Source organism: Arcobacter peruensis (assembly GCF_003711085.1).
In the GTDB taxonomy this organism is placed as follows: domain Bacteria; phylum Campylobacterota; class Campylobacteria; order Campylobacterales; family Arcobacteraceae; genus Poseidonibacter; species Poseidonibacter parvus.
Genome location: NZ_CP032363.1, coordinates 2,545,562 through 2,566,918, shown reverse-complemented (window position 1 = coordinate 2,566,918; position 21,357 = coordinate 2,545,562). Strand labels below are relative to the sequence as shown.

Genomic DNA, 21,357 nt, shown 5'->3' with positions numbered 1-21,357 from the left:
ATAATACTCTTAAGGAAAAACTATGATTAGAGGACTTTACACAGCAGCAACTGGTATGAATTCTATGCAACACCAAATTGATGTAACATCAAATAATATTGCGAATGTAAACACTACAGGTTTTAAACAAGATAGAGCAGAATTCCAAGACTTAATGTATGAGACACTAAACTACACAGCAGGTCAAACTTCACTTACAACAAGAAACCCTACAGGTATTGATACAGGTTTAGGAGTAAGAATTTCGGGAATTCAGAAAAACTTTACAGAAGGAGATTTGAAACTTACTTCAAATACTCTTGATTTAGCAATTGAAGGAAATGGATTCTTTCAAATAACACTTCCAAGTGGGGAAACAGGTTATACAAGAAATGGTGCATTTAAATTAAATTCAGAAGGAACAATTGTTAATGGTAATGGATACGAATTATCTCCACAAATAGTTGTCCCTGAAACAGTAACAGATGTAACAATTGGAACAGATGGAATTGTTTCAGCTACAAATTCAACAACTGGTTTATCTGAAGAATTAGGTCAAATTGAAATTGCTGATTTTATTAATCCATCAGGCCTATCTCCACAAGGCGAATCAATATATATGGAGACAGATGCTTCAGGTGCAGTACAAACTGGAAACCCAACAACAGATCAACTTGGTAGCTTAAGACAAGGAATGATTGAGTTATCGAATGTTGCATTAGTAAACGAAATGGTAGATTTAATTACAGCACAAAGAGCTTACGAAGCTAATTCAAAAGCAATAACTACTACAGATAGTATGTTGGATACTGTAAATAGATTAAAAAGTTAGGTAAATAACTAGTTAAATGGATTTAGAAGAATTAAAAAAAATTCGAGCAAAAAATTTTATAGCACATAAAAAAAAGAAAAAAGAATATTATTTAAAAAATAAAGTTGCGAAGAAAGCTCCAAGAAAAGAAATTAATTATGAAGAAGAGCTAAATAATAAAAACTTTTCAAGTAAAATAAAAGAAATTGCAAAAGCTCAAAAAGCTCACATAGATGATAGAAAAGAATTAATTGTAAAGAAAATTAATGAATATAAAAAAAAGAAAAAAGAATATTATTCTGAAAATAAAAAACAACGATTAGAATATGATAAAGAGTATAGAGAAAAGAAAAAAGAAGAGCTTAAACAATATAGAAGAGACTATTACAAAAAAAATAAAGAAAAAATATTAGCAAAACAAAAAGAAAAAAGAAAATCCTAAAAAAAGAGTAAATCATGGCAGAAGAACAAAATAAAGAAGAACTTGAAAAAGAGACATCAAACAATCAAGATGTAGAAAATGATTCTCCTGATGAAACAGAAACTCAAGAAGTTCAAAATGATGATAACTCGAAAAAAGAATCTACAAAACAAAAACAAGTACCTATTCTAAATAAAATTCTATTTTCAGTAGTTGGATTTTTAGTTTTAATATTACTAGCAGGAGTAGTGCTATATTTTATTGGCTTTTTTGATCCAGAAGAAGAAATGAAAGAAAAGAAAGATGAAGTAGTTAAAGAAAAAATAATTGAAGAAAAGAATACCTTTAATATCAAAGATATAAACTCAAAGAAACTAAATAGACAACTCCTTCAATTAACTAATAAGAATTTAGTTGAAGAGGAAGAGAATAATAGAAGAGAGAAAGAACTAGAAGAAAAAAAGATTAAAGAAGCAGAAGAAAAGAAAAAGCAAGAAGCTTTACTTCTTGAAGAAGAAAATCTTTCAAAAGAAAAAGAATTATTAGAGAATAAAAAACTTGAATTAGAGAAACAAAAAGCCGAGCTTGAATTATTAAAAAATGAAGCTATTGCCTTACGAAAAGAGATGATAGAAAACAAAGAAACTATGGAGAGAGAAAAAGAATTCATTGTTCAAGAAGAAGCTATTAAAGATGAAGAGATAATTCAAAAACCTATAATAGAAGAAATCAAATTTGTTTCACTAATTAATGTTGCAAAAATAAAAGGTGAGTTATTAAAATCATATTTAGATAAGGTTACATCAATTTACAGTGACATAAGGCTTTGTAGAGATGATTTAAATAGAATTGAGATTTACTATGGTCCTTTTACAGATAGTAATTATAGAAATGAAATTTATAAAAGATTACAAGAAAATGGAATAGTTAATTCTTATGAGGTAGAATTAACAAAAGAAGAGTTTGATAAAAGATGTAATTATTAGGAAAACTCTATGAGTTTTCTAAAATTGCATAAGCGTCTTTAACTTTAATTTCTTTTTTATCAATATCAACACTTAAAATATATTGTTCAAATAAATGTGGTAGCAAAAAAGTTTTAGGTAATTCTTTTTCAACTAACAAAGAAGATGTAGTTATTTCAAGATAATCACTAATAGGATATCTATGAATATCTTTTACTTGTCCTAGTAATAAATCATTTTCATAAACTTTACAGTCAATTAAGTCAAACCAAAAGAATTCATTCTTATCTAAATCACAGTTTTCTCTAGTTTGTTGTGTTGATGCAAAAAGTTCTTGATTTATAAGTTTTTTAGCTAAATCTATATCTTCATAATTTTCAAATAAAACAGTTTCTCTATTAGAGTTGTATTCTACAACTTTTAATTGAATTTTTCTATTTGTTATAAAGATTGCATTTTTTTTAAATTGTTCAGGAAAATCTGAGTCTATATGAAGCTTTAAATGCCCCTTTAGTCCTACAGTTTTTCCTAATTTTGCTACATATACATCATTATTCATTTATTTACTTTGCCACTACTTGAATCTTGTAAGATATACCATCTTTAGCTTTACAACCATTTGCCATAGTTTTTAAAGCATTAATCATGTTACCATTTTTACCAATAAGTTTACCAATATCAGAGCTATTTGCTTCAACCGTAATTTCAGCAAAGGTATCATCAATTGACTCAATAGTAACTCTTACATCTTCAGGTACACTAACAATTAGTTTTGCATAGTTTTCAATAAATTCTGTAATCATAGCAGTTAATCAACTAATTATTTTGCAGCTAATTTAGCTACTTTTTCAGAAGGTTTAGCACCAACGCTTAACCAGTAATCATATCTTTCTTGGTCAATTTTTAATACTTTTGGTTCTGCTACTGGGTTAAAGTAACCAATTGATTCAATCCAACCTGAATCTCTTCTTTTTCTTGAGTCTGTTACAACGATTCTGTAAAATGGTTTCTTGTTTCTTCCCATTCTTGTTAATCTAATTACTGTCATGTTTTTTTCCTTTTGTTTTATACTTTTATTATAGTATTGAGATCTAAACTCTTATAAAAATAAAGTTCACAGCTCAACACTATTTGTTTTTATCTATCTTGGTAAGTTAGGCATTCCACCAGGTCCCATTTGAGACATCATATTTTGTAGGCCTTTCATACCACCTTTAGATGATAATTTCTTTGCCATTTTTGAAGCATTTTTAAATTGCTTTAAAATTTTATTAATTTGAACTTCTGAAAGTCCTGAACCTTTTGCAATTCTTTTCTTTCTACTTGGATTTATTAAAGATGGTTGAAGTCTTTCTTTTTCTGTCATAGAACCAATTAAAGCTTTTATTCTTTTAATCTCATCAGAGTTTTCAAAATCCATATCTTTTAAAGGTCCAGCCATTTGTGAAAGACCAGGAATCATTCCAATAATAGATTTCATTGAACCTAATTTACTCATCATTGCTAATTGATCTAAGAAATCATTAAAGTTGAATTCACCTTTTTTAATCTTTTTAGCAACAGCTTTTGCTTTTTTCTCATCAATTACAGCAGATGTTTTTTCAGCAAGTCCTTCAATATCACCAAGACCTAATAATCTAGAAACAATTCTATCAGGAATAAATACTTCAAGGTCTGGCATTTTCTCACCAATACCAATAAATCTTAAAGGAACACCAACTTGAGAAGCAATAGATAAAGCAACTCCACCTTTAGTATCTCCATCGTATTTTGAAAGAATAACACCATCAATACCAATTTGTTCTTTAAACGAACTTGCTGTTTTAGTAGCATCGTGACCTGTTAATGAGTCTGCAACATAGAAAATTTCATCTACTTTAATTGCGTCCCTAACATTTTTTAATTGAGTCATTAATTCTTCATCAATTGCTAAACGACCAGCAGTATCAACTAATAAAACATCATAGTGTTCTTTTATAGCTTTTTCTTGAGCTGCTTTTGCAATTGCTATTGGATCTGTTTGATTGTCATCAAAATAAATATCAACTTCAACTTGAGCTGCAATTTGTTTTAATTGCTCAACGGCTGCAAGTCTTTGTAAATCGCCAGCTGCTACTAATACTTTTTTATTTCTTTGTTTTAAATAGTTAGCTAATTTACCAGTAGTTGTAGTTTTACCAGAACCTTGTAGTCCTGTCATTAAAATCGTTGTAGGAGGTGTATTTGAATAAACAAAACCTTGATTACCTTCAGTAGTTAATACTTTTGTTAATTCAAGTTTTAATGCATTGATAAATGAATCTTGTCCAATACCAACTCTTTTTGTTTCAAGTTCAATTGCAGTTATTAATTCTTTTGTAGTTTTATGATGAACATCTGCTTTTAATAAAGATTTTTTTAATTCAACAATTGCTTTTTTTAATGAAGCAACATCATCTTTATGTCTTATTTTATTAACAGCATTTTTTATCGAACCGGTTATTGAATCAAACAAAGCAAAAACTCCTAGATTTTTTTAAATTTTGAGGATTATACTTTTTTTATACTTCAGAAGAGTTTAAATATGTAATATTTAAGATTTATTTTAGTTTACAATGTTTTTTAGTTTTTCAAGAAGCCCTAATTATAGGAATTCTTGAAATTAAACAATTAGTTTTTAGCTTAAATTTTAATTAAACTCATATACTTTGAATTCTCTTGGTTCTTTTGCTTCAAATTCATAATCGAATATTTTTGTGATTTTTGAATGTAATAAAACTCTAGTAACATTTGAAGCAGTTCTTCCATAAATTCCATCACCAATAATTGGTAATCCAACAGAATTTAAATGTACTCTAATTTGATGTGTTCGCCCAGATTCAATAACAATCTTAATTTTAGATTTGTTACCTTCTACTAGCATTGGGTAAACAGTTGATTTAGCTGGTTTACCTTTTTTAGCATCAATTTTAGATTTAGCACTTCCTCTATCTTTTGTTGTAAGAATTGGTTTATCAATTTCAATTTCATCAATTACTTTACCTTCAACAATTGCAACATATTCTTTGTAAACTTTATTTTGTTTAAACTCTTTAATTGCTTTTTTCTGGAAGTCTTCATTTTTTGCAAACATCATAACACCACTTGTTTCTTTATCAAGTCTGTTAAGTAATATTGCATCTGGATATTTTTTTGCAACTTCATCTGCTGTTAAAAATGCAGGTTTATCAACAACTAAAATATCATTATCTTGGAAAATTACTTTTATTGGAGCAATATCTTTTACTACAAAATTAGTATCTGCACTAATTTCTCCACGTGCAATCATTACTTTTTTTCCACCAACTCTTACAAGTCCTTTATCTATTAACTCTTTTGCTTTAGAATTAGAAATTCCTTCTTGCATTGCTAATAGTTTATACGCTTTATCTCGTGCTGCCATTTATTTCCTTTATTATGGGATCAATTGAACCAACTTTTTTTAAAATTGGTTTTTTCAAATTATCTATATTATTTAAATAATCACCTAATTGTTCATTTTCTATTAAGTAGTAATTTTCTATACATTCAAAAAGTGGCTTTTGATTAAATATATTTTTACCACTAATTATTTTACAATTAAAAAAAGCAGGTTCAATTGGATTATGTCCCCCTATTTTTTCAAATGCTCCACCTAAAATCACAAGATCTGAAATTGCAAATATATTATTTAGTATACCCATTTTATCTACTAGAATTATATCAGAATCAAAGTTGTCTTGTTGCGAATACTTATGATATGTTAAAGAATTATTTTTCACATACTCTTTTATTAATAAATCAACTTCTAAAAATCTTTCAGGATGTCTTGGAACTATTACTAATTTTCCGTAACTTCTTTTATATGAATTTAAAATTAATTCTTCTTCATTTTTATGTGTACTTGCTGCTGTTATTAAAACATCATCAGTTTTTTCTAAAACTTTTGTAACTTTTGGAGTTTGCGCTAGTTTTATATTTCCAACTACTTGTACATTTCTTGCACCAAGTTCTTCTAATCTTTTTTTATCTAAATTACTTTGTGCAAATACTTTATCAATATTTTTAAATATTCTTTTATAAAGAAAAGAAAATCTTTTATATGAATTATATGATTTATCAGAAATTCTTGCATTTATTAAAAAAGTCTTTGCACCTTTTTTCTTAGCTATTAAAAAAAGCATAAACCATAATTCAGCTTCCATTACAACTAAAACTTTTTGCTTATTAATCCAAAATGGTAAAAAAATCTCAAAAGGCAAATATCTAACATTTGATGAACTTTTTAAAGCTTCTTCATATCCTGTATTTGTAATAACAGATACATTTGCCTCATCCTTATAATAATCTATTAAAGGTTTTATAGCTTTTGTTTCACCCATAGAACATGAATGGAACCAAATACCATTTTCTTTAAATGAAGGATTATTTTTTAGAAAAAACTTTGAGGGAATTGCATTTTTGTATTTTGGATTTCTAGATTTAAAAATTAAATAAGGTATTGCTAGTATATATACAAAACTTAAAAGTAAGTAGTAAAATATACTAAAAAGGCTCAAAATTAAGCCTCTTCAGTTTCGTCTTCTTTATAAAGGATTCTTCCACAATGTGGACAATTTATAATCTCTTCTGATTTAATAACTTCAGCATAAGTTTTGTCATTAATTTTCATATAACAACCATAACAAGCTTGTTTTTTTACAGGAACAACAGCAGAATCTTTTGCCCATCTTTTGATTTTTTCATAGAAAGTTAAAATTTTATTATCAAATTTTTCTAATAATTCACTTCTATCTTGATATACAACATTTCTTTCTTTGTTAATTTCTTCAATAGTATTATCAACTGCAACTTGAATTTCTTTAATAGATTCTTCTTCTTCAGTTAATTTATCTTGTAACTCTTTTAATGATTCTTCTTTAGTTTCAGCTAAAGCATCTAATCTATTGATCTCTTCATTTGCAAATGCAATTTGTTCTTTAGCAATTTCTTCTTCTAATTGTAAAGCTTTTAATTCTTTTTCTGTTTGAACACTATCATTTTTCTTAGATATATCTTCTAACTTCGATTTTAATTCACTTAAGTGAATATTGTTTTTAGTTCTTTTTGATTTAATATCATCAATTTCTAAATATAAAGCATTAATTGATGCTTTAATCTCTTCTGCTGTTTCAACAAATGTTGCTAATTTTGCCTTCTCATTTTCGATTTTTGGTTCGAACATGCTAATTGCTGTATCAAATTTTGACAATTTGATTAAATCCTGTAAATACTTATTCAATCGTTTCTCCTTCTATAAAAAACTCAAATGGATTTTTTGAAGCTGTTATTATAGCTTTTAATTCATTTTTTTTCAAATATTCTGAAAGAAGTCCCTCTAGCAAGTTGCTGAAGAATCTTTCACTCTCATAATGTCTTATATCAATTAATGAAATACCTCTAGCTTTTGCTTCCATTGCATCATGATATTTTATATCACCTGTTAGGAAACAATCAGCTTGTACTTCTGTAATTAAAGACATTCCTGAACCTGTAACAATTGCTACTTTTTTAATAAACTCATTACACTTTACTGCTTTTGTAGTTTTTAAATCTAACTTTTTAGATACATATTTTACTAAATCATTAAAACTCATATTTACATTTGCATAAGATATAAACTCATCTGTGTTTTCTATTTTAAAACCAAGGATGTTTTCAACTACATATTTATTTAGATGAGTTTTATCTATATTTGTATGCATTGAAATTAAACATATATCTTTTTTGATTAATTTTTGTAATAACTTTGTACTATAAGAGTCATAATTAACTCTTTTTAATCCTGAAAAAATTAAAGGATGATGGGTAATAATTAAAGAGTTTTCTTCAATTTCATCAATTAATTCTTCATCTAAATCAATGCTAATATATATTTTTTTTATTTCATCATCAAAAGATCCTACAAGTAAACCTGCATTATCCCATTTTTCTTGAAGAGAAAAAGGTGATAAATCATCTAAAAAATCATATATATTTTGTACTAACATTTTGGTTTATCTACCTATTCTTTTTAATCGTTCAGGTTCTTGTTCTTTGTATAAAACAGCACAACCTTGAGATAATTCTCGCACCTTCAAGATGTAGTTTTGTCGCTCAGTTACTGAAATTGCTTTTCTTGCATCTAAAGTATTAAAAGCATGAGAAGCTATCATACATTGATCATAAGCAGGTAAAGGAAGACCATTTTCTAAACATACTTTACACTCGTTAAAAGCATCATCAAAATGTCTAAATAACATTTCTGTGTTTGCTACTTCAAAGTTGTATTTAGAAAATTCATATTCACTTTCTTTATGAACATCTGCATAAGTTGTAATACCATGTTTGTTTTCATTCCAGACAATATCAAATACAGAATCAACACCTTGTAAATACATAGCAAGTCTTTCAGTTCCATAAGTAATTTCAACAGCAACAGGATCACAAGGAAGTCCTCCAACTTGTTGAAAGTAAGTAAACTGAGTTACTTCCATACCATCAAGCCAAACTTCCCATCCAAGTCCCCATGCACCTAGTGTTGGAGACTCCCAATTATCCTCTACAAATCTAATATCATGTTTAGATAAATCTAAACCTAGATATTCTAAAGATTGAAGATATAAGTCTTGAATATTATCAGGACTTGGTTTGATTAGTGTTTGAAACTGATAATAAGCTCCTAATCTATTTGGATTCTCTCCATATCTTCCATCAGTTGGTCTTCTACTTGGCGCAACATAAGCAGTTGACCAAGGAGTTGAATCTAAACTTCTTAAAAGAGTTGCTGGATGAAAAGTTCCAGCACCTGCAGGAATATCGTAAGGTTGTACGATATTACATCCTTCATTTGCCCAAAACTCTTGTAATTTTAATAGAATTTGTGAAAAAGTAAGCATCTATTTAATTCCTATTTTTGATTTTATCAAAATAAATTCAAGTATTTTCTATAAAATAGAAAAAACTTGAATTTATACTGAAATAATATATTTTAAAGTATCTGATTTTTTAATAAAAAAGTAGAAGCAGTACCATAAATAGTACTGCTTAATATTATAAAATTACTTCTATTTCTTTTGAATCAGTTTCAACTTTTTTAGCTTGAACGATTCTGTCTTCTTTTAATTTAACAGCTAATTCACTGTCTGAAATCGCAAGGATTTGCATTGCAAGGTAAGCTGCATTAATCGCACCTGATCTTCCAAGTGCTACAGTTCCAACAGGCATTCCTGCAGGCATTTGTACAGTTGAAAGCATTGCATCCATACCATCCATTGCTCCACCTTTCATTGGTACTCCAAGAACAGGTTTAGTTGTAGTTGCTGCTAAGGCACCTGCTAAATGTGCTGCCATTCCAGCAGCTGCTATAAATACTTTAGCACCTTTTTCTTCAGCTTCTTTGATATAATTTTTAGTTCTAACTGGAGACCTATGAGCTGAAGAGATTATAATCTCGTAATTTACATTAAACTTTTCGAAAGTATCTGCACAATGCTTCATAATTTCATAGTCAGATTTACTACCCATAATAATTGATACAAAATTCATTTTAATTCCTTTAATTTTTTATAAAAGCACGATTATATCAAAAAGATTCTAATAGTTTTATAATCTTAGAAATTTTAACTTTTTCCCATGCTTTATTTTTATATAAAGTTAAAGAATCATTATCATAAATAAATTTTGATAAGGACTTAGATTTGTCTTTAATTTTGATTACTTTTGTATTATTATAATATTTTATTTTTCTATCTATATTTTCATCTGTTGACAATACAACTGTTGGAATCATAAAAGCATCACTTATATGTAAGGTAGATGTATCTGTTGTTATAACCTTGTCCATATTAGAAATAATATAGATAAAATCATTTATAGTTTTAGATTCTCTAGCAAGATTAACAAATCTATCATCCGAAAATTTTGAGTCAATATTTAATGTTGAAACAATTGTACAATCATCCATTTGAGATACCATATTTTTTAATAATGATGATGCAATATTTTGAGGAATAGTTTTTTTAATATTTGCAGAAAAAGGATGAAATAAAACAACTTTTCCTTTTGTCTTTAATGTTGTAATTTTTTCTTTCAATTTATCAGAAACTACAATTTTTTTAATATCTATTTCATTATGCTTACTAAAGTCAGAAACTTTTTCATAATCAATTCCAAATTTATATAACCATGCATCAACAATATTTAAAGCTTCAAAATTTACAGATTTTTCAAGCATAGAACTATTATCAACAAAATAATCATAAGTACAAAGTTTTTTGCTAGTAACACTTAAAGGTAAAACATTATTTATAAATTTTTGTTTTAAATATATTTGCTTATCTCTTGAATAAAAACTATTATTCGAAGCATCAATACATAAATCTATTTTAACACTTTTGCATACTTGACTTAATTTTTCATGTAATATTCTCAAAGCAGTAGAAGAACTTATCATTTGTCCAATACTTTTTCCAAGGCCACCTATAATTATAATTGTTATTTCATCTTTTTTATTTGCTTTTAACTGTTTAAAAATATCAACTTTTGATGATTGATCAAACATATTTAATATCTTTGGTGAAACTGTTTGAGAATTTTTTGTAGTATTTTCAAGCTCAAGAGATTTCAAGTATTCATTTTTATTACTGATACCTAATTCAATTGGAAAGTTTTCTAAAGCTCTAACTTTATCTTCTTTTAAAAGTCTTGTTTTATATTTATCTTTATCAACATTTTCAAAAACTTTTTTTAAATCATCGAAATCTTTTTCCGTAGTAATATAGACTGTGTCGTTTTCTAAATTTGATGGCATTTTAAATTTATTATATAAAATTAAAGTACCATCTGTAGTCTTAATGTTGATATTCTGTGTAACCCTAAAAAAAATCATTTGTTACCAAACAATTATATTTCAGTGTTTTCAGTTCTTAACATTGTTAAGTAAGGTAATGTTCCTGGTAATTGGATTTTATTTGTATTTCCACTATGAACTGATTCCATTTCCTTATTTGTTTCTGTTAAGATTTTTTTGAAATTAATATAATAAACACCATCTTCATTCTTGAAAATTTTACCTATTTCATTATCACATTCAACAATATTGCTATTTCTTGGAGGGAAGATTTCAATATCTTGATTTGGGTAAACTTTGTACTTACACATAAAATGCTTTTCATCTTCAGTTATAAGCCCTGTTACTTCATAAGAGCCTTTTGAAATTGCATATTCATGATTTTGTGAATCAGTTTTTTCAAATGGTCTATGCACTAAATAAGCATCAGTAAAACCTCTATTTTTTGTTGTATGAAGTTCTCTTTGATATTTATCAGCATCAAATGTATCTGCATAATAATCATCAATAGCTTCTCTATATGCATTTGCAGTTACAGCAGCATAATATGGAGATTTTGTTCTTCCTTCAATTTTTAATGAATCAACTGCACCAGAATCCATAATTTCTTGAATATGTGAAGCTAAATTCATATCTTTTGAATTAAAGATATAAGTTCCAACACCGGGATCTTCTTCAAGTCTAAATAGTGTATTTTGATTTTCACTTTCAGCATAAAGTGTATAATCAAATCTACAATCATTTGCACATGAACCTCTATTTGGAACACGCCCACTTTGTACTGCTGAAATCAAACATCTTCCAGAATATGCAAAACACATAGAACCATGTACAAAAATTTCAATTTCCATATCAGGTAAATGCTTTTTAATTTGCTGTACATCTTTTAATGAAATTTCACGTGCAACAACAATTCTTTTTACACCTAAATCCCAAAATACTTGTGCATCTAAATAGTTAAGTACATTTGCTTGTGTTGATAAATGTACATCAATATCAGGTGCGATTTCTCTACATAATTTAACAACACCAGGGGCTGCTACAATAAAGCCATCAGGTTTTACCTCAGCCATTTTTTCAATGTGTTTTTTTAGTAAATCAATCTGTGAGTTAAAAGGAAAACCATTAATTGTTGCATATACTTTTTTACCACGTGCATGTGCGTAATCAATTCCTTCTTTAAACGTCTCAAAAGTAAATTCTTTTCCTGCTCTAATTCTTAAAGAGAAGTGGCTAACTCCTGCATAAACTGCGTCTGCACCATAGTTTATAGCGATTTTTAGCTTCTCTAAGTTTCCTGCTGGTGATAATAATTCTACTTTGTTATTATTCATAATTTGTCCTTGGTAAATAAGTTATAATCTGTTAGTATTTTTAAAAACGCAATTATACCCAAATTTTATATAAATTTAATATAGACTATTTTAGTCATATTTAAAATAAAATATATATAATTATTATAAAGGATTAAAATGAAAAAGATTATATTATCAAGCATACTAACAAGCGCACTATTATGTGCTACTGATTTACAGTCAATTGGTGTTGATGTATCTTATACAGATTCAAATGATGAAGATAAAAACATTACAATAATCAGAAAAACTCCAGATAATTGTAAAACTGTAAAGTTTGACCCAAAAACTATTTTAGGTGGTAATTTAGTTGATGCTTCAGTTCCTGCTGAATGTAAGAAAACATTTATTACATATTTAGGAAAAGTATCTCCAATAAAATACTCAGATAAAGTAGAAACATATGGGGAAGTTGAAGTTCTAGAATTTATTGACAAAGCAAAAGATGATGAGAATATGCTTTTAGTTGATTCAAGAACTACTGATTGGTATTTAAACCAAACAATTCCATCAGCTATAAATGTTCCTTTTATTTATTTAAATAAAGGTCAATACCCTGATGATTTTTTAGATGCAATTGATACTTTAGGTGTGGAAGTTACAAAAGATGGATATGATTTTACAAATGCTAAAGAATTACTGTTATTTTGTAATGGAGTTTGGTGTGGTCAATCACCTCTATCTATGAAAAACTTAATCTCAATTGGTTACCCAGAAGAAAAACTAAAATGGTATAGAGGTGGTATTCAATCGTGGTTAAGTTTAGGATTTCCTACAATCAAACCAAATTAAAAGAAAGCTTCTTTTTAGAAGCTTTCCCATTCATCATCATCTTTAGATGGTTTTGATTCAATTACTTTATTTTTAACTTCTTGTGTTCTCTTAACTGAAGAAGAAGTAGAAGATGACGCTTTAGGTAAAGTTACAGTTTTTGGCTCTGTAATCATTTTATTTTCTACATTTACATTAATAACATTATCTCTTTTTATTTGATCAAGAGAAGCAAAAACTTTTTGTGTAGCTTTATCTAAATCACTTGAAAAGCTATTTAATTTTTCACTACTTGAATCACTCTTACAATTTTCATCAATATAATCTTGAACATTAGAATGAACTAATTCATGACTTTCTTTTAAATTTTTCCAGTTTGTAGTTTGTGTAAACTCTTTAGAGTTTTGTTCTTGCTCAATAATCCATTTTCCTAAATCACACTCTGTTGGTTTAGTAACAGACCAAGCGTTTGTCGTTGTTCCTATTTTTTCGAAATTAATATTTTTAAATTTAATATGGTCATTTTTTAATTTAGAAATTTTAAATACTAAATCAATATCTGAAATTTCATTTACACTTGACTCATTAAATTTTGCCCTATCTGCAATTTTTAATAAATTCTCAGATAAACCAGAAACTTCATTTGCTAAAGAACTAATAGTTGTAGCAGAACTTGCATTTACTTGTGTTGCTTGGTCAAGTGCATTTATTGCATCATTTATTTGAACAATACCACTTTCTTCTTCAACACTTGCAGTTGAAACATCTTCTATTAATTCAATTGTTTGATTTATTTTTTCATTAAGACTTGTATATCCACCAATCATATCATTGGCAATTACTTTTCCTTCATTTGCTTTTGAAGTTGCAGCTTCAACAATTCCTTTAATCTCTTTTGCAGCTTCTGCTGATCTATTTGCAAGATTTCTCACTTCTTGTGCAACAACAGCAAAACCTTTTCCAGCTTCACCTGCAGTTGCTGCTTCAACAGCTGCATTTAAAGATAAAATATTTGTTTGGAATGCAATTTGATCAATTACTGTAATTGCATCATTAATTGAATTAACTTGTGTATCAATATCTTCCATAGCCTGTGTAGTTTTAGATGCTAAACTTTGACCTTCAGAAGAAGAAATTTGTAAGTCATTTGCTAAAGAAGACATTTGTTGAACTTTTTGAACATTTGATTTAACGATTGATGTTACTTCTTCTAGTGCAGCTGCTGTTTCTTCTAAGGAAGCAGCTTGTTCATTTGCAGAACTAGATAATTTTTCAGCAGATGTTGATAAAACATTTGTATCATCATTTAGTTTTTTACCACTTGATACAATCATAGATAAGAATTCAGAAACAGCAATTCCAATTAATTTTGTACTTGAGTTAATAGAAGAAACAATTCCCCTAACTTCATTTGCATTCGTAGTGTTGTCAACTGTAAAATCAGAACTACCATATCTTAAAAGTGTATTATTTAGTACCGTTAAACTTTCATTTGTTTTATCAATCATTGTATTAATTGATTCTTTCAATTCTTGTATTTGCGGGTTATTTGAATTTTTTTCTACTTTATAAACATAGAATCCATTATTAACTTTTGAAATTACTTCATCTACTTCATCAATTACAATAGCATCAGCAGCAACACCATCTTTTAGTTTTCGAACATAGCCATTAAAACTATCAACTAGTTTTCCTACCTCATCATTAGATTTTTTCTCTATTTCATCAGTATTTGAATCTGGATTGCTCATTTCTTTTATAGCCATATTTAAATTAAGTAATGGTTTTATTATTGATTTATTAATAAAGAATGAATATATGATATAAACTAGTAATATTGCAATTAAAGAGAAAATAATAATACTCATAATAATTGCATTTATTTCATCATTAGTATTTTTTTTCATTAATGAAATATCAGCTTCAATATCATCTACATAAACTCCTGTACCAATTATCCAATCCCAAGCAGCGAATCTTTGTACATAAGAAAATTTCTTAACAGGATTTTCAAACCCTGGTTTTGGCCACATATAAGTAACTAAACCACCTTTTGGTTCTTTATTTGTAACAACAGAAAATTCTTTAAATAGATATTTTCCGGCTTTGTCTTGTATATTTGACAAGTCTTTTCCATCTAAACTAGGTTTAATTGCATGCATAATCATTTTAGGATGAGAATCATTAATCCAGAAATATCCATCTTTACCATATCTCATTTTACTAATAGTAAGTAAGGCTTCTTTTTTAATTTTTGCTGATACATCAGATACGTATTCACCTGTTCCAATTACCCAATTATAAGGCTTAAATAATTTTACAAATGAAACTTTTGCTTGTGGCTTTTCAAAATTTGGTTTAGGCCATACATAATCAACAAAACCCTCACCTTTTGATTTTGCTACATTTGCAAACTCATTAAATATTTTTTTTCCACCTTTATCTTTATAATCAATAAGATCTTTGCCATTTAATTGAGGTTTTATAGGATGCATAACAATTACTGCATTTGTATCATTTATCCAAAAATATCCAGTATTACCATATCTACTCTCTTCAACTAAGGTTTTTAATCTAAACTTTAGAGCATCTTCTGATAATACATCTTTTAGTTTTTCATATTCAGCTTCTAAAATAGAAAATAAAAAATTTGTTTGAGTTCTTAAATCATCTTGAACTTCAATTTTTATTTTTTCTATTTCTGTTCTTTTGTGATAAGCTTCAACTGTTTTCATAGCTAAAGAGATATAGTTTTGTAACTCTTTTTCTTTTTTACTGTAGGATTCTTCTTTATATCTTTCAATATTTTCGTTTGAAAATTTATTAATTGAATATATTGAAGCAATTGCAATAGACAAAGATACAAAAACTATTGTAATAAGTGCTAAAACTAAAAGTTTTACTTTGATAGAGATATTTGAAAACATGACACTCTCCGTTTTTTATTATTTAATTATCTATATGATAACTATTTTTTCTTTAATTTAACAAGGAGGTTTAATTATTAATTTATTTTCAAAATTTACTTTTAACAGTTTTTATTGTGTATAAATTATATCAAAGACTATATATTCAAGAATAGCTTATCAATATCTTTAATTATAGAAATATCTAGTTTTTTATTATTTGCTTCATCTTTTAATATTAAAATAGCTTCATTATGAGTATGAATACTTCTGTAATTTTTATTACTACATAAAGATGTATATTTATTTAAAGTTGACAATAGTCTATCTTTAAAACTTAAATCTTTAGCTCCAAGTTTAAATGGATATCCACTACTATCAAGACATTCTTGGACTTTACTTGAGCATAATGCAATATCATTAAACCCCATTATATTTGTTAATATCTTTTTATTAAAATATGGATAAGATTTGATTTCTTCGTATTCATTTATACTTAAATTTTCATCTTTTTCTAATATATTTACAGGTATTAAAAGTTTTCCAATGTTGCATAATGAAGCAGTAATCATAAATATATATTTATCTTTATGATCAAATTCATAAAAATCACACATTCTTTCGCTGTATTTAACTATCTTTGATTTATTATCTACAATATTACAAAAGCTCTGTGTTATGTTTAGAACTTTTTCAAAGTCTAAAGCAGCAGTAAAATCATGTAAATTATTAAAAATAAAATATACAATATCATTTTCATTTTGAATATCAATCCAAAACTCAATACTTGAACTTATCTCAATAAATAAATTTACTATTTTTTCATCAAATAAGATATTAGAATTGTTCTTTACAAAAGTAATAATTTCGTTTCTATTTTCAATACTTTTATTTGAAAAATCATATTTTTCATCTATAAATTGAGTGAAGAAAAGTATTTGAGAAAAAAGTGGGATATCATTAGCTTTTAATTCATAAATTCCTGAACCATCAAACCTTTCTCCTTGGTATTTTAAAATGTTAGATTTCTTTGATAAAAAAGGGAAATCTTTAATCTTTTCTTCACTTAATTCATAATAATCTTTATTTTTAACTCTTTGTTCATTTAATGCAATATCATGACATAAAGAATAAGCACATAAATCAAACATCTCTTGTGGATTAAATCCTAATTTTTGTCCCATTTTTAAAGATAAGTAAGCAACTCTTTTTGAATGATTTTCAGAAGTGTTATTGAGTTGTAATTCAATATTATCTAATAAATGAGATGTTGCTAATAAAAAGTTGTTTAAATTAAAAGCTAATTGTTTTTTCTTGTCCATTAATATTCCTATTTTTTTACTAAAATTTTATTTGAAGAGTTTTTACTCTTCAAATAATGATGAAATTGCTTCTATGCTTTTATCCGTCATATCTAAATCAATATGTCCTGCATCTTTTACTTCAACTAGTTGAACATCAAGCCCTTGAGCTTTCATTTTTTTATAAAAATCTTTTGTAACACTTGGTTTTGATATCTCATCTTTTGTTCCATAAATCATAATAAATTTTGATTCTTTATTCATTTTAGATAAAACATCATTTGCAAGAAGATGTTTTTCATTTGCATAATCTGGTCTTTCATATCTACCTGCTACTAATACAACATTTTTTAAAAGCTCAGGATTTAAACCAGCCAGTGATCCACTCATCATAGCTCCAGCTGAATGACCAACAATAGTGATTTCTTTGCTTTCATATTTATCTTTTAAAGCAATTACTAATTTTTCTAAGAATTGAACATACTCTTTTGTAGCTGCTTGATGATTATACTCTTTACTTCCAATTGATTTTAATTTATTTAATGAAGAAGCAGAATAACCTGGAAGTGCTACAGCAATTGTACTAATATCACTTGACATATTTAAATTCTCAGCAAAAGGAGCATATCTTCCTAATACATTACTTCCTTCATCCCATGTTCCATGAACAATTACGATTAATTTATCATTATCATCACCTTCAAACATTGCATAATTTATACATTCGTTTCCAGCAAAAATAAAACCTTCACCTTTTTGCTCACAATCTTGTTTACTTACATTTTTTGCAAACGAAAAAGATGCTGTAACTACTAACAATAAAAATAAAACTTTTTTTAACATTTTGATTCCTTTAATATGTATTTTAAATAATTCCTTTATAATAAAATATTATAACTTAAGGAGAGGTTTTGATAAAAAATAAATATGTAAAAACAATTGTACTTGGATTATTTGTTCTATTAAGTAATCTTAACGCATTAGATATTGCAAAAATGCAAGAAGAAGCAATAAAAGAAGTAAAAGTAATTTCAACACAGGATTTAGTTAAACTTTTAGAACAAAAACCAAATACTAAAATAATCGATGTTAGATCTAGAGCTGAAATCAATAATCAAGGTGGTTATATTAAGGCCAATAAAGTAAGTAATATACAAAGAGGAGATTTAGAGTTTTTAATTTCTCAAGAAGTAAAAACTGATGATACCTTTGTTATTCATTGTTTTAATGGAAATAAATCACTTTTTGCAGCTAAAAGATTAAAAGATTTAGGATATAAAAATGTTCTGTATTACAAAGATAGTTTCAAAGTTTGGAAAGAAAATAAACTTCCAATCTCATCTTTAGATAAATATCCACAATCACTTTTATATAATAAAATACAAAAAGTAGCAAAAGGTGTTTATACGTCAATTGGAATTACAGCACCTTATGAATATGAATCAACTGCACATAACAACAACTTAGGATTTATTGTAGGAGATGATTCAGTATTAGTATGGAATGCTAGTTCTTCTTATCTTTTAGCACAATCATTTCATAAAGAGATAAAAAAAATTACAAATAAACCAGTTAAATATGTTGTCTTAGAAAATTCTCAAGGACATGCAATTTTAGGTTCTAATTATTGGAAAGAGCAAGGTGCAAAAATTATTGCTCAAAAAATTGTTGAAGATGAAATTGCAATAAAAGGAGAAAGAATTTTTTCAAGAATGCAAAGAGTTTTAAAAGATAAATTTGAAGGAACAGAAGTTGTAGAGCCTGATGAATATTTTAAGGATAGTATGACTTTTGACTTAGGTAATAAAATAGTAGAAGCTAAATATCTAGGATATGCACATGAACATAGTGATATAATACTTTGGCTTCCAAAAGAAAAAATTACATTCGCAGGTGACATTGCATTTAATAATAGATTATTACCAATATTTGAAATTACAGAAACAAAAAAATGGCTAGAAGCATGGGATAAATTTGCTACATTAAATGCACAAATAGTAGTACCAGGTCATGGTGAAGTTACAAATATGCAAACAGTTACAAAGTACACAAAAGATTATCTAGTTTATTTAAGAGAAAAAGTTGAAGAAATTTTAGATGATGATGGTGGATTAAATGATGCATATAATATTGATATGTCTGCGTTTGAACACTTAGATACATATAAAGAACTTGGCAAACAAAATATTGCTAGAGTTTTTAAACAAATGGAATTTGAAGAGTAAAAACTCTTCAAATTTTAATAAGCATTAACTCCAATATATCCATCAACTTGTTTTTCTACAAATTCAACAATTCCTGCTTGAACATATTCTAAATCATCAATAAAATCATCTTCCGTCCATTTCATACTTTCCATAGTATTTCTACAAGCAAAAAACTCTACATCATATTCCATAAGTGAACTTATTCTAGCAAGCGTTGCTTTATCATAATCTTTTTTTAAAGCTCTCATTCCATTTCCATAAGCAACAACAGCAACTTTTAAAGATTCTTCAGGATACTCTTTTAAAATATTATAAATAGTTCCTAAATTATGGTTTACTTTATCAAGTTCAGAATCATAAATTTGAAAAACTACTTTTCTTGGCTCATCAAAAGAAGGTTGTGGGTTAGAAAAAGTTGATTCTCCATAAACAAAAACTGTAAAAAATAAAACTATTAATAAATTTTTCATTCTTATTCCTTTATATAAACTTCATTTTCTTTTTTTATTATACCACTGCTAAGTATTTTACAATATAAACCTCTATGATCTTTTACTAAACTTGGTAATTTTTTCCCAAAAACGCTCAAGTGGTTACAAATAGTACAATTTTGAGTAATTTCTAATTTAACACTTCCTATTATAAAAACTGTACCAACTTTATATTCATGAGGATTAAAATCAAATAATATATTTTCTCCTAGACTTCCTAATTGTAAATCAATATTATTTTCTTCTGCAATATTGTATGATACAGAACCTACTACCATCACAGATTTATCTTCATCTTTTCCTGCAAATTTATCATCTTTAATTCCAAAACCATTAATAATATCAAGCTCATTTACTTTAGGTCTAGGTAGTCCTGATGAGTCTTTTTTTGCACTAAATGTTTCAATTACTTTCCCAATTTTTTTCATTTATTTATTGTTTTCCTTTAATATTAATAAAAAATCTTTTTTATTCCATGAACCGGGATATTTGTTTTTTAATTTACCATTATTTTCTAAAGCAAAAAAAGTGGGTGTCATACCTCTATATCCTTTTGCAAGGTTAAAAGGCAATTTAACATCTTCAATATCAATTTTTAAAAAGAGATAATCTTCATCTATTTTATTTTTTACTTCATTTAAAGACAAAACTTCTTTGTCCATCTTTTTACAAAAATGGCAAGTTTTAGATGTAGCATAAACTAGTATTTTTTTATTTTCTTTTCTTGCATCATTTAATAATTCATCTTCGTTATAGTTTTTTGATAAAATCTTTACTTCTTTTTTAGTATTTTTCAATCTTTCTTCTTTATAATTCATAAAATATATAGCTAAAGATGATAAATCTTCATCATTTAAATTATAATTATTTGAAAGTTTTTTATCATAATACTTTATAATTGAAGGTTCACAAATACTATTATTTAAATCAGGATTTGTAAGATAACTCTTTAAATATTCTTCTATCTCAATTTGTTGCATTTCTAAATCACTATTATCACCTATATGCTTTGGACTATCAATTATTGCATAAGCAAGCATATTCTCAGTTGGATATTTTAGATTTAAAAGTTTATTTTCTTTTTCAAAAAAGTTTGTTTTTAATGTTTTCATATCAATAAATTTTCCATGACATGAAGAGCATTTTTGTAAAAATATTTTTTCACCATCTTTAAAGTTTGCGTTTAAAGATGAAATAAATATTATAAAAATTAGTAGTAAAGCTTTTTTAAGCAATTAGTATTCCTTTTTTCAATTTAATAAATAGTTTTTATAACAACTTATT

General features: G+C 26.8%; 23 protein-coding genes. 5 read left to right on the top strand and 18 right to left on the bottom strand.

Translation table 11 applies throughout. The annotated features are described in order from the left end of the window. Nucleotides 1–22: 22 nt before the first annotated feature. From flgG to D3Z07_RS12690, 3 genes are read left to right on the top strand one after another with little or no spacing between them, the layout of a single operon-like run. Nucleotides 23–811, top strand: a complete 789-nt coding sequence (gene flgG, locus D3Z07_RS12700) for a flagellar basal-body rod protein FlgG (protein WP_076088154.1) — start codon at nt 23–25, stop codon at nt 809–811. A gap of 16 nt (nt 812–827) precedes the next feature. Beyond that, nucleotides 828–1,232, top strand: a complete 405-nt coding sequence (locus D3Z07_RS12695) for a hypothetical protein (RefSeq protein WP_076088155.1) — start codon at nt 828–830, stop codon at nt 1,230–1,232. Nucleotides 1,233–1,246: 14 nt separating this feature from the next. After that, the gene (locus D3Z07_RS12690) at nt 1,247–2,197 is read left to right on the top strand and encodes a hypothetical protein (RefSeq protein WP_122894074.1); all 951 of its coding nucleotides are present in this window, start codon (nt 1,247–1,249) and stop codon (nt 2,195–2,197) included. Between the two features lie 7 nt (nt 2,198–2,204). Here the strand turns inward: D3Z07_RS12690 and rimM are convergent, their stop codons facing one another. The 12 genes from rimM to D3Z07_RS12630 all read right to left on the bottom strand — a co-directional run bounded on the left by rimM (nt 2,205) and on the right by D3Z07_RS12630 (nt 12,376). Next, nucleotides 2,205–2,735, bottom strand: a complete 531-nt coding sequence (gene rimM / locus D3Z07_RS12685; RefSeq protein ID WP_122894073.1) for a ribosome maturation factor RimM — start codon at nt 2,733–2,735, stop codon at nt 2,205–2,207. Nucleotides 2,736–2,739: 4 nt separating this feature from the next. Continuing rightward, the gene (locus tag D3Z07_RS12680; RefSeq protein WP_122894072.1) at nt 2,740–2,979 is read right to left on the bottom strand and encodes a KH domain-containing protein; all 240 of its coding nucleotides are present in this window, start codon (nt 2,977–2,979) and stop codon (nt 2,740–2,742) included. 17 nt (nt 2,980–2,996) lie between these two features. Next, nucleotides 2,997–3,224 (bottom strand): 30S ribosomal protein S16, encoded by a 228-nt coding sequence (gene rpsP, locus D3Z07_RS12675; RefSeq protein WP_076088164.1) that lies wholly within the window; start codon nt 3,222–3,224, stop codon nt 2,997–2,999. Nucleotides 3,225–3,317: 93 nt separating this feature from the next. Next, nucleotides 3,318–4,670 (bottom strand): signal recognition particle protein, encoded by a 1,353-nt coding sequence (locus D3Z07_RS12670; RefSeq protein ID WP_076088167.1) that lies wholly within the window; start codon nt 4,668–4,670, stop codon nt 3,318–3,320. A gap of 174 nt (nt 4,671–4,844) precedes the next feature. Next, nucleotides 4,845–5,597: a pseudouridine synthase family protein gene (locus D3Z07_RS12665; RefSeq protein WP_122894071.1), complete on the bottom strand. Its 753-nt coding sequence runs from the start codon at nt 5,595–5,597 to the stop codon at nt 4,845–4,847. Next, nucleotides 5,581–6,732, bottom strand: coding sequence for a lipid IV(A) 3-deoxy-D-manno-octulosonic acid transferase (gene waaA, locus D3Z07_RS12660; RefSeq protein WP_228200552.1), 1,152 nt, complete (start codon nt 6,730–6,732; stop codon nt 5,581–5,583). The genes D3Z07_RS12665 and waaA overlap by 17 nt, the downstream gene beginning before the upstream one ends. Before the next feature lie 2 nt (nt 6,733–6,734). After that, on the bottom strand, nt 6,735–7,454 hold the full coding sequence (locus D3Z07_RS12655; protein WP_122894069.1) for a zinc ribbon domain-containing protein: 720 nt from the start codon (nt 7,452–7,454) through the stop codon (nt 6,735–6,737). After that, nucleotides 7,447–8,202, bottom strand: coding sequence for a Nif3-like dinuclear metal center hexameric protein (locus tag D3Z07_RS12650; RefSeq protein ID WP_076088178.1), 756 nt, complete (start codon nt 8,200–8,202; stop codon nt 7,447–7,449). The genes D3Z07_RS12655 and D3Z07_RS12650 overlap by 8 nt, the downstream gene beginning before the upstream one ends. Nucleotides 8,203–8,208: 6 nt before the next feature. Then, a complete protein-coding gene (gene glyQ / locus D3Z07_RS12645; protein ID WP_076088181.1) occupies nt 8,209–9,090 on the bottom strand; it encodes a glycine--tRNA ligase subunit alpha in 882 nt (293 codons plus the stop codon). Nucleotides 9,091–9,244: 154 nt separating this feature from the next. Next, nucleotides 9,245–9,739, bottom strand: coding sequence for a 5-(carboxyamino)imidazole ribonucleotide mutase (purE, locus tag D3Z07_RS12640; protein WP_076088183.1), 495 nt, complete (start codon nt 9,737–9,739; stop codon nt 9,245–9,247). Nucleotides 9,740–9,776: 37 nt separating this feature from the next. Next, nucleotides 9,777–11,081: a glycosyltransferase family 9 protein gene (locus D3Z07_RS12635; RefSeq protein ID WP_122894068.1), complete on the bottom strand. Its 1,305-nt coding sequence runs from the start codon at nt 11,079–11,081 to the stop codon at nt 9,777–9,779. Between the two features lie 14 nt (nt 11,082–11,095). Further along, nucleotides 11,096–12,376 (bottom strand): peptidase U32 family protein, encoded by a 1,281-nt coding sequence (locus D3Z07_RS12630; RefSeq protein WP_122894067.1) that lies wholly within the window; start codon nt 12,374–12,376, stop codon nt 11,096–11,098. Between the two features lie 138 nt (nt 12,377–12,514). Here D3Z07_RS12630 and D3Z07_RS12625 point away from each other — a divergent pair, with 138 nt between their 5' ends. Next, the gene (locus tag D3Z07_RS12625; RefSeq protein WP_076088189.1) at nt 12,515–13,189 is read left to right on the top strand and encodes a rhodanese-like domain-containing protein; all 675 of its coding nucleotides are present in this window, start codon (nt 12,515–12,517) and stop codon (nt 13,187–13,189) included. Nucleotides 13,190–13,203: 14 nt separating this feature from the next. Here D3Z07_RS12625 and D3Z07_RS12620 read toward each other — a convergent pair whose 3' ends face one another. The 3 genes from D3Z07_RS12620 to D3Z07_RS12610 form a co-directional block, all read right to left on the bottom strand. Continuing rightward, complete coding sequence (locus tag D3Z07_RS12620) at nt 13,204–16,095, bottom strand: methyl-accepting chemotaxis protein (protein ID WP_122894066.1); 2,892 nt, start codon at nt 16,093–16,095, stop codon at nt 13,204–13,206. Nucleotides 16,096–16,232: 137 nt separating this feature from the next. Next, nucleotides 16,233–17,396 carry an HD-GYP domain-containing protein gene (locus D3Z07_RS12615; RefSeq protein WP_122894065.1) on the bottom strand — a complete coding sequence of 388 codons (1,164 nt, stop codon included), beginning with the start codon at nt 17,394–17,396 and terminating at the stop codon, nt 16,233–16,235. Nucleotides 17,397–17,438: 42 nt separating this feature from the next. Further along, nucleotides 17,439–18,218: an alpha/beta hydrolase gene (locus D3Z07_RS12610; protein ID WP_122894064.1), complete on the bottom strand. Its 780-nt coding sequence runs from the start codon at nt 18,216–18,218 to the stop codon at nt 17,439–17,441. 68 nt (nt 18,219–18,286) lie between these two features. On the opposite strand from D3Z07_RS12610, the gene D3Z07_RS12605 reads away from it, so the two are divergent. After that, nucleotides 18,287–19,600 carry an MBL fold metallo-hydrolase gene (locus D3Z07_RS12605; protein ID WP_122894063.1) on the top strand — a complete coding sequence of 438 codons (1,314 nt, stop codon included), beginning with the start codon at nt 18,287–18,289 and terminating at the stop codon, nt 19,598–19,600. Nucleotides 19,601–19,614: 14 nt separating this feature from the next. Here D3Z07_RS12605 and D3Z07_RS12600 read toward each other — a convergent pair whose 3' ends face one another. The 3 genes from D3Z07_RS12600 to D3Z07_RS12590 are packed head-to-tail and all read right to left on the bottom strand — an operon-like array spanning nt 19,615 to nt 21,308. Then, entirely contained in the window at nt 19,615–20,052 is a 438-nt protein-coding gene (locus tag D3Z07_RS12600) for a DsrE family protein (protein ID WP_122894062.1), read from the bottom strand. A gap of 2 nt (nt 20,053–20,054) precedes the next feature. Then, entirely contained in the window at nt 20,055–20,501 is a 447-nt protein-coding gene (locus D3Z07_RS12595) for an MOSC domain-containing protein (protein WP_122894061.1), read from the bottom strand. Beyond that, nucleotides 20,502–21,308 carry a thioredoxin family protein gene (locus tag D3Z07_RS12590; RefSeq protein ID WP_122894060.1) on the bottom strand — a complete coding sequence of 269 codons (807 nt, stop codon included), beginning with the start codon at nt 21,306–21,308 and terminating at the stop codon, nt 20,502–20,504. It abuts the gene before it with no gap. Nucleotides 21,309–21,357: the final 49 nt, after the last annotated feature.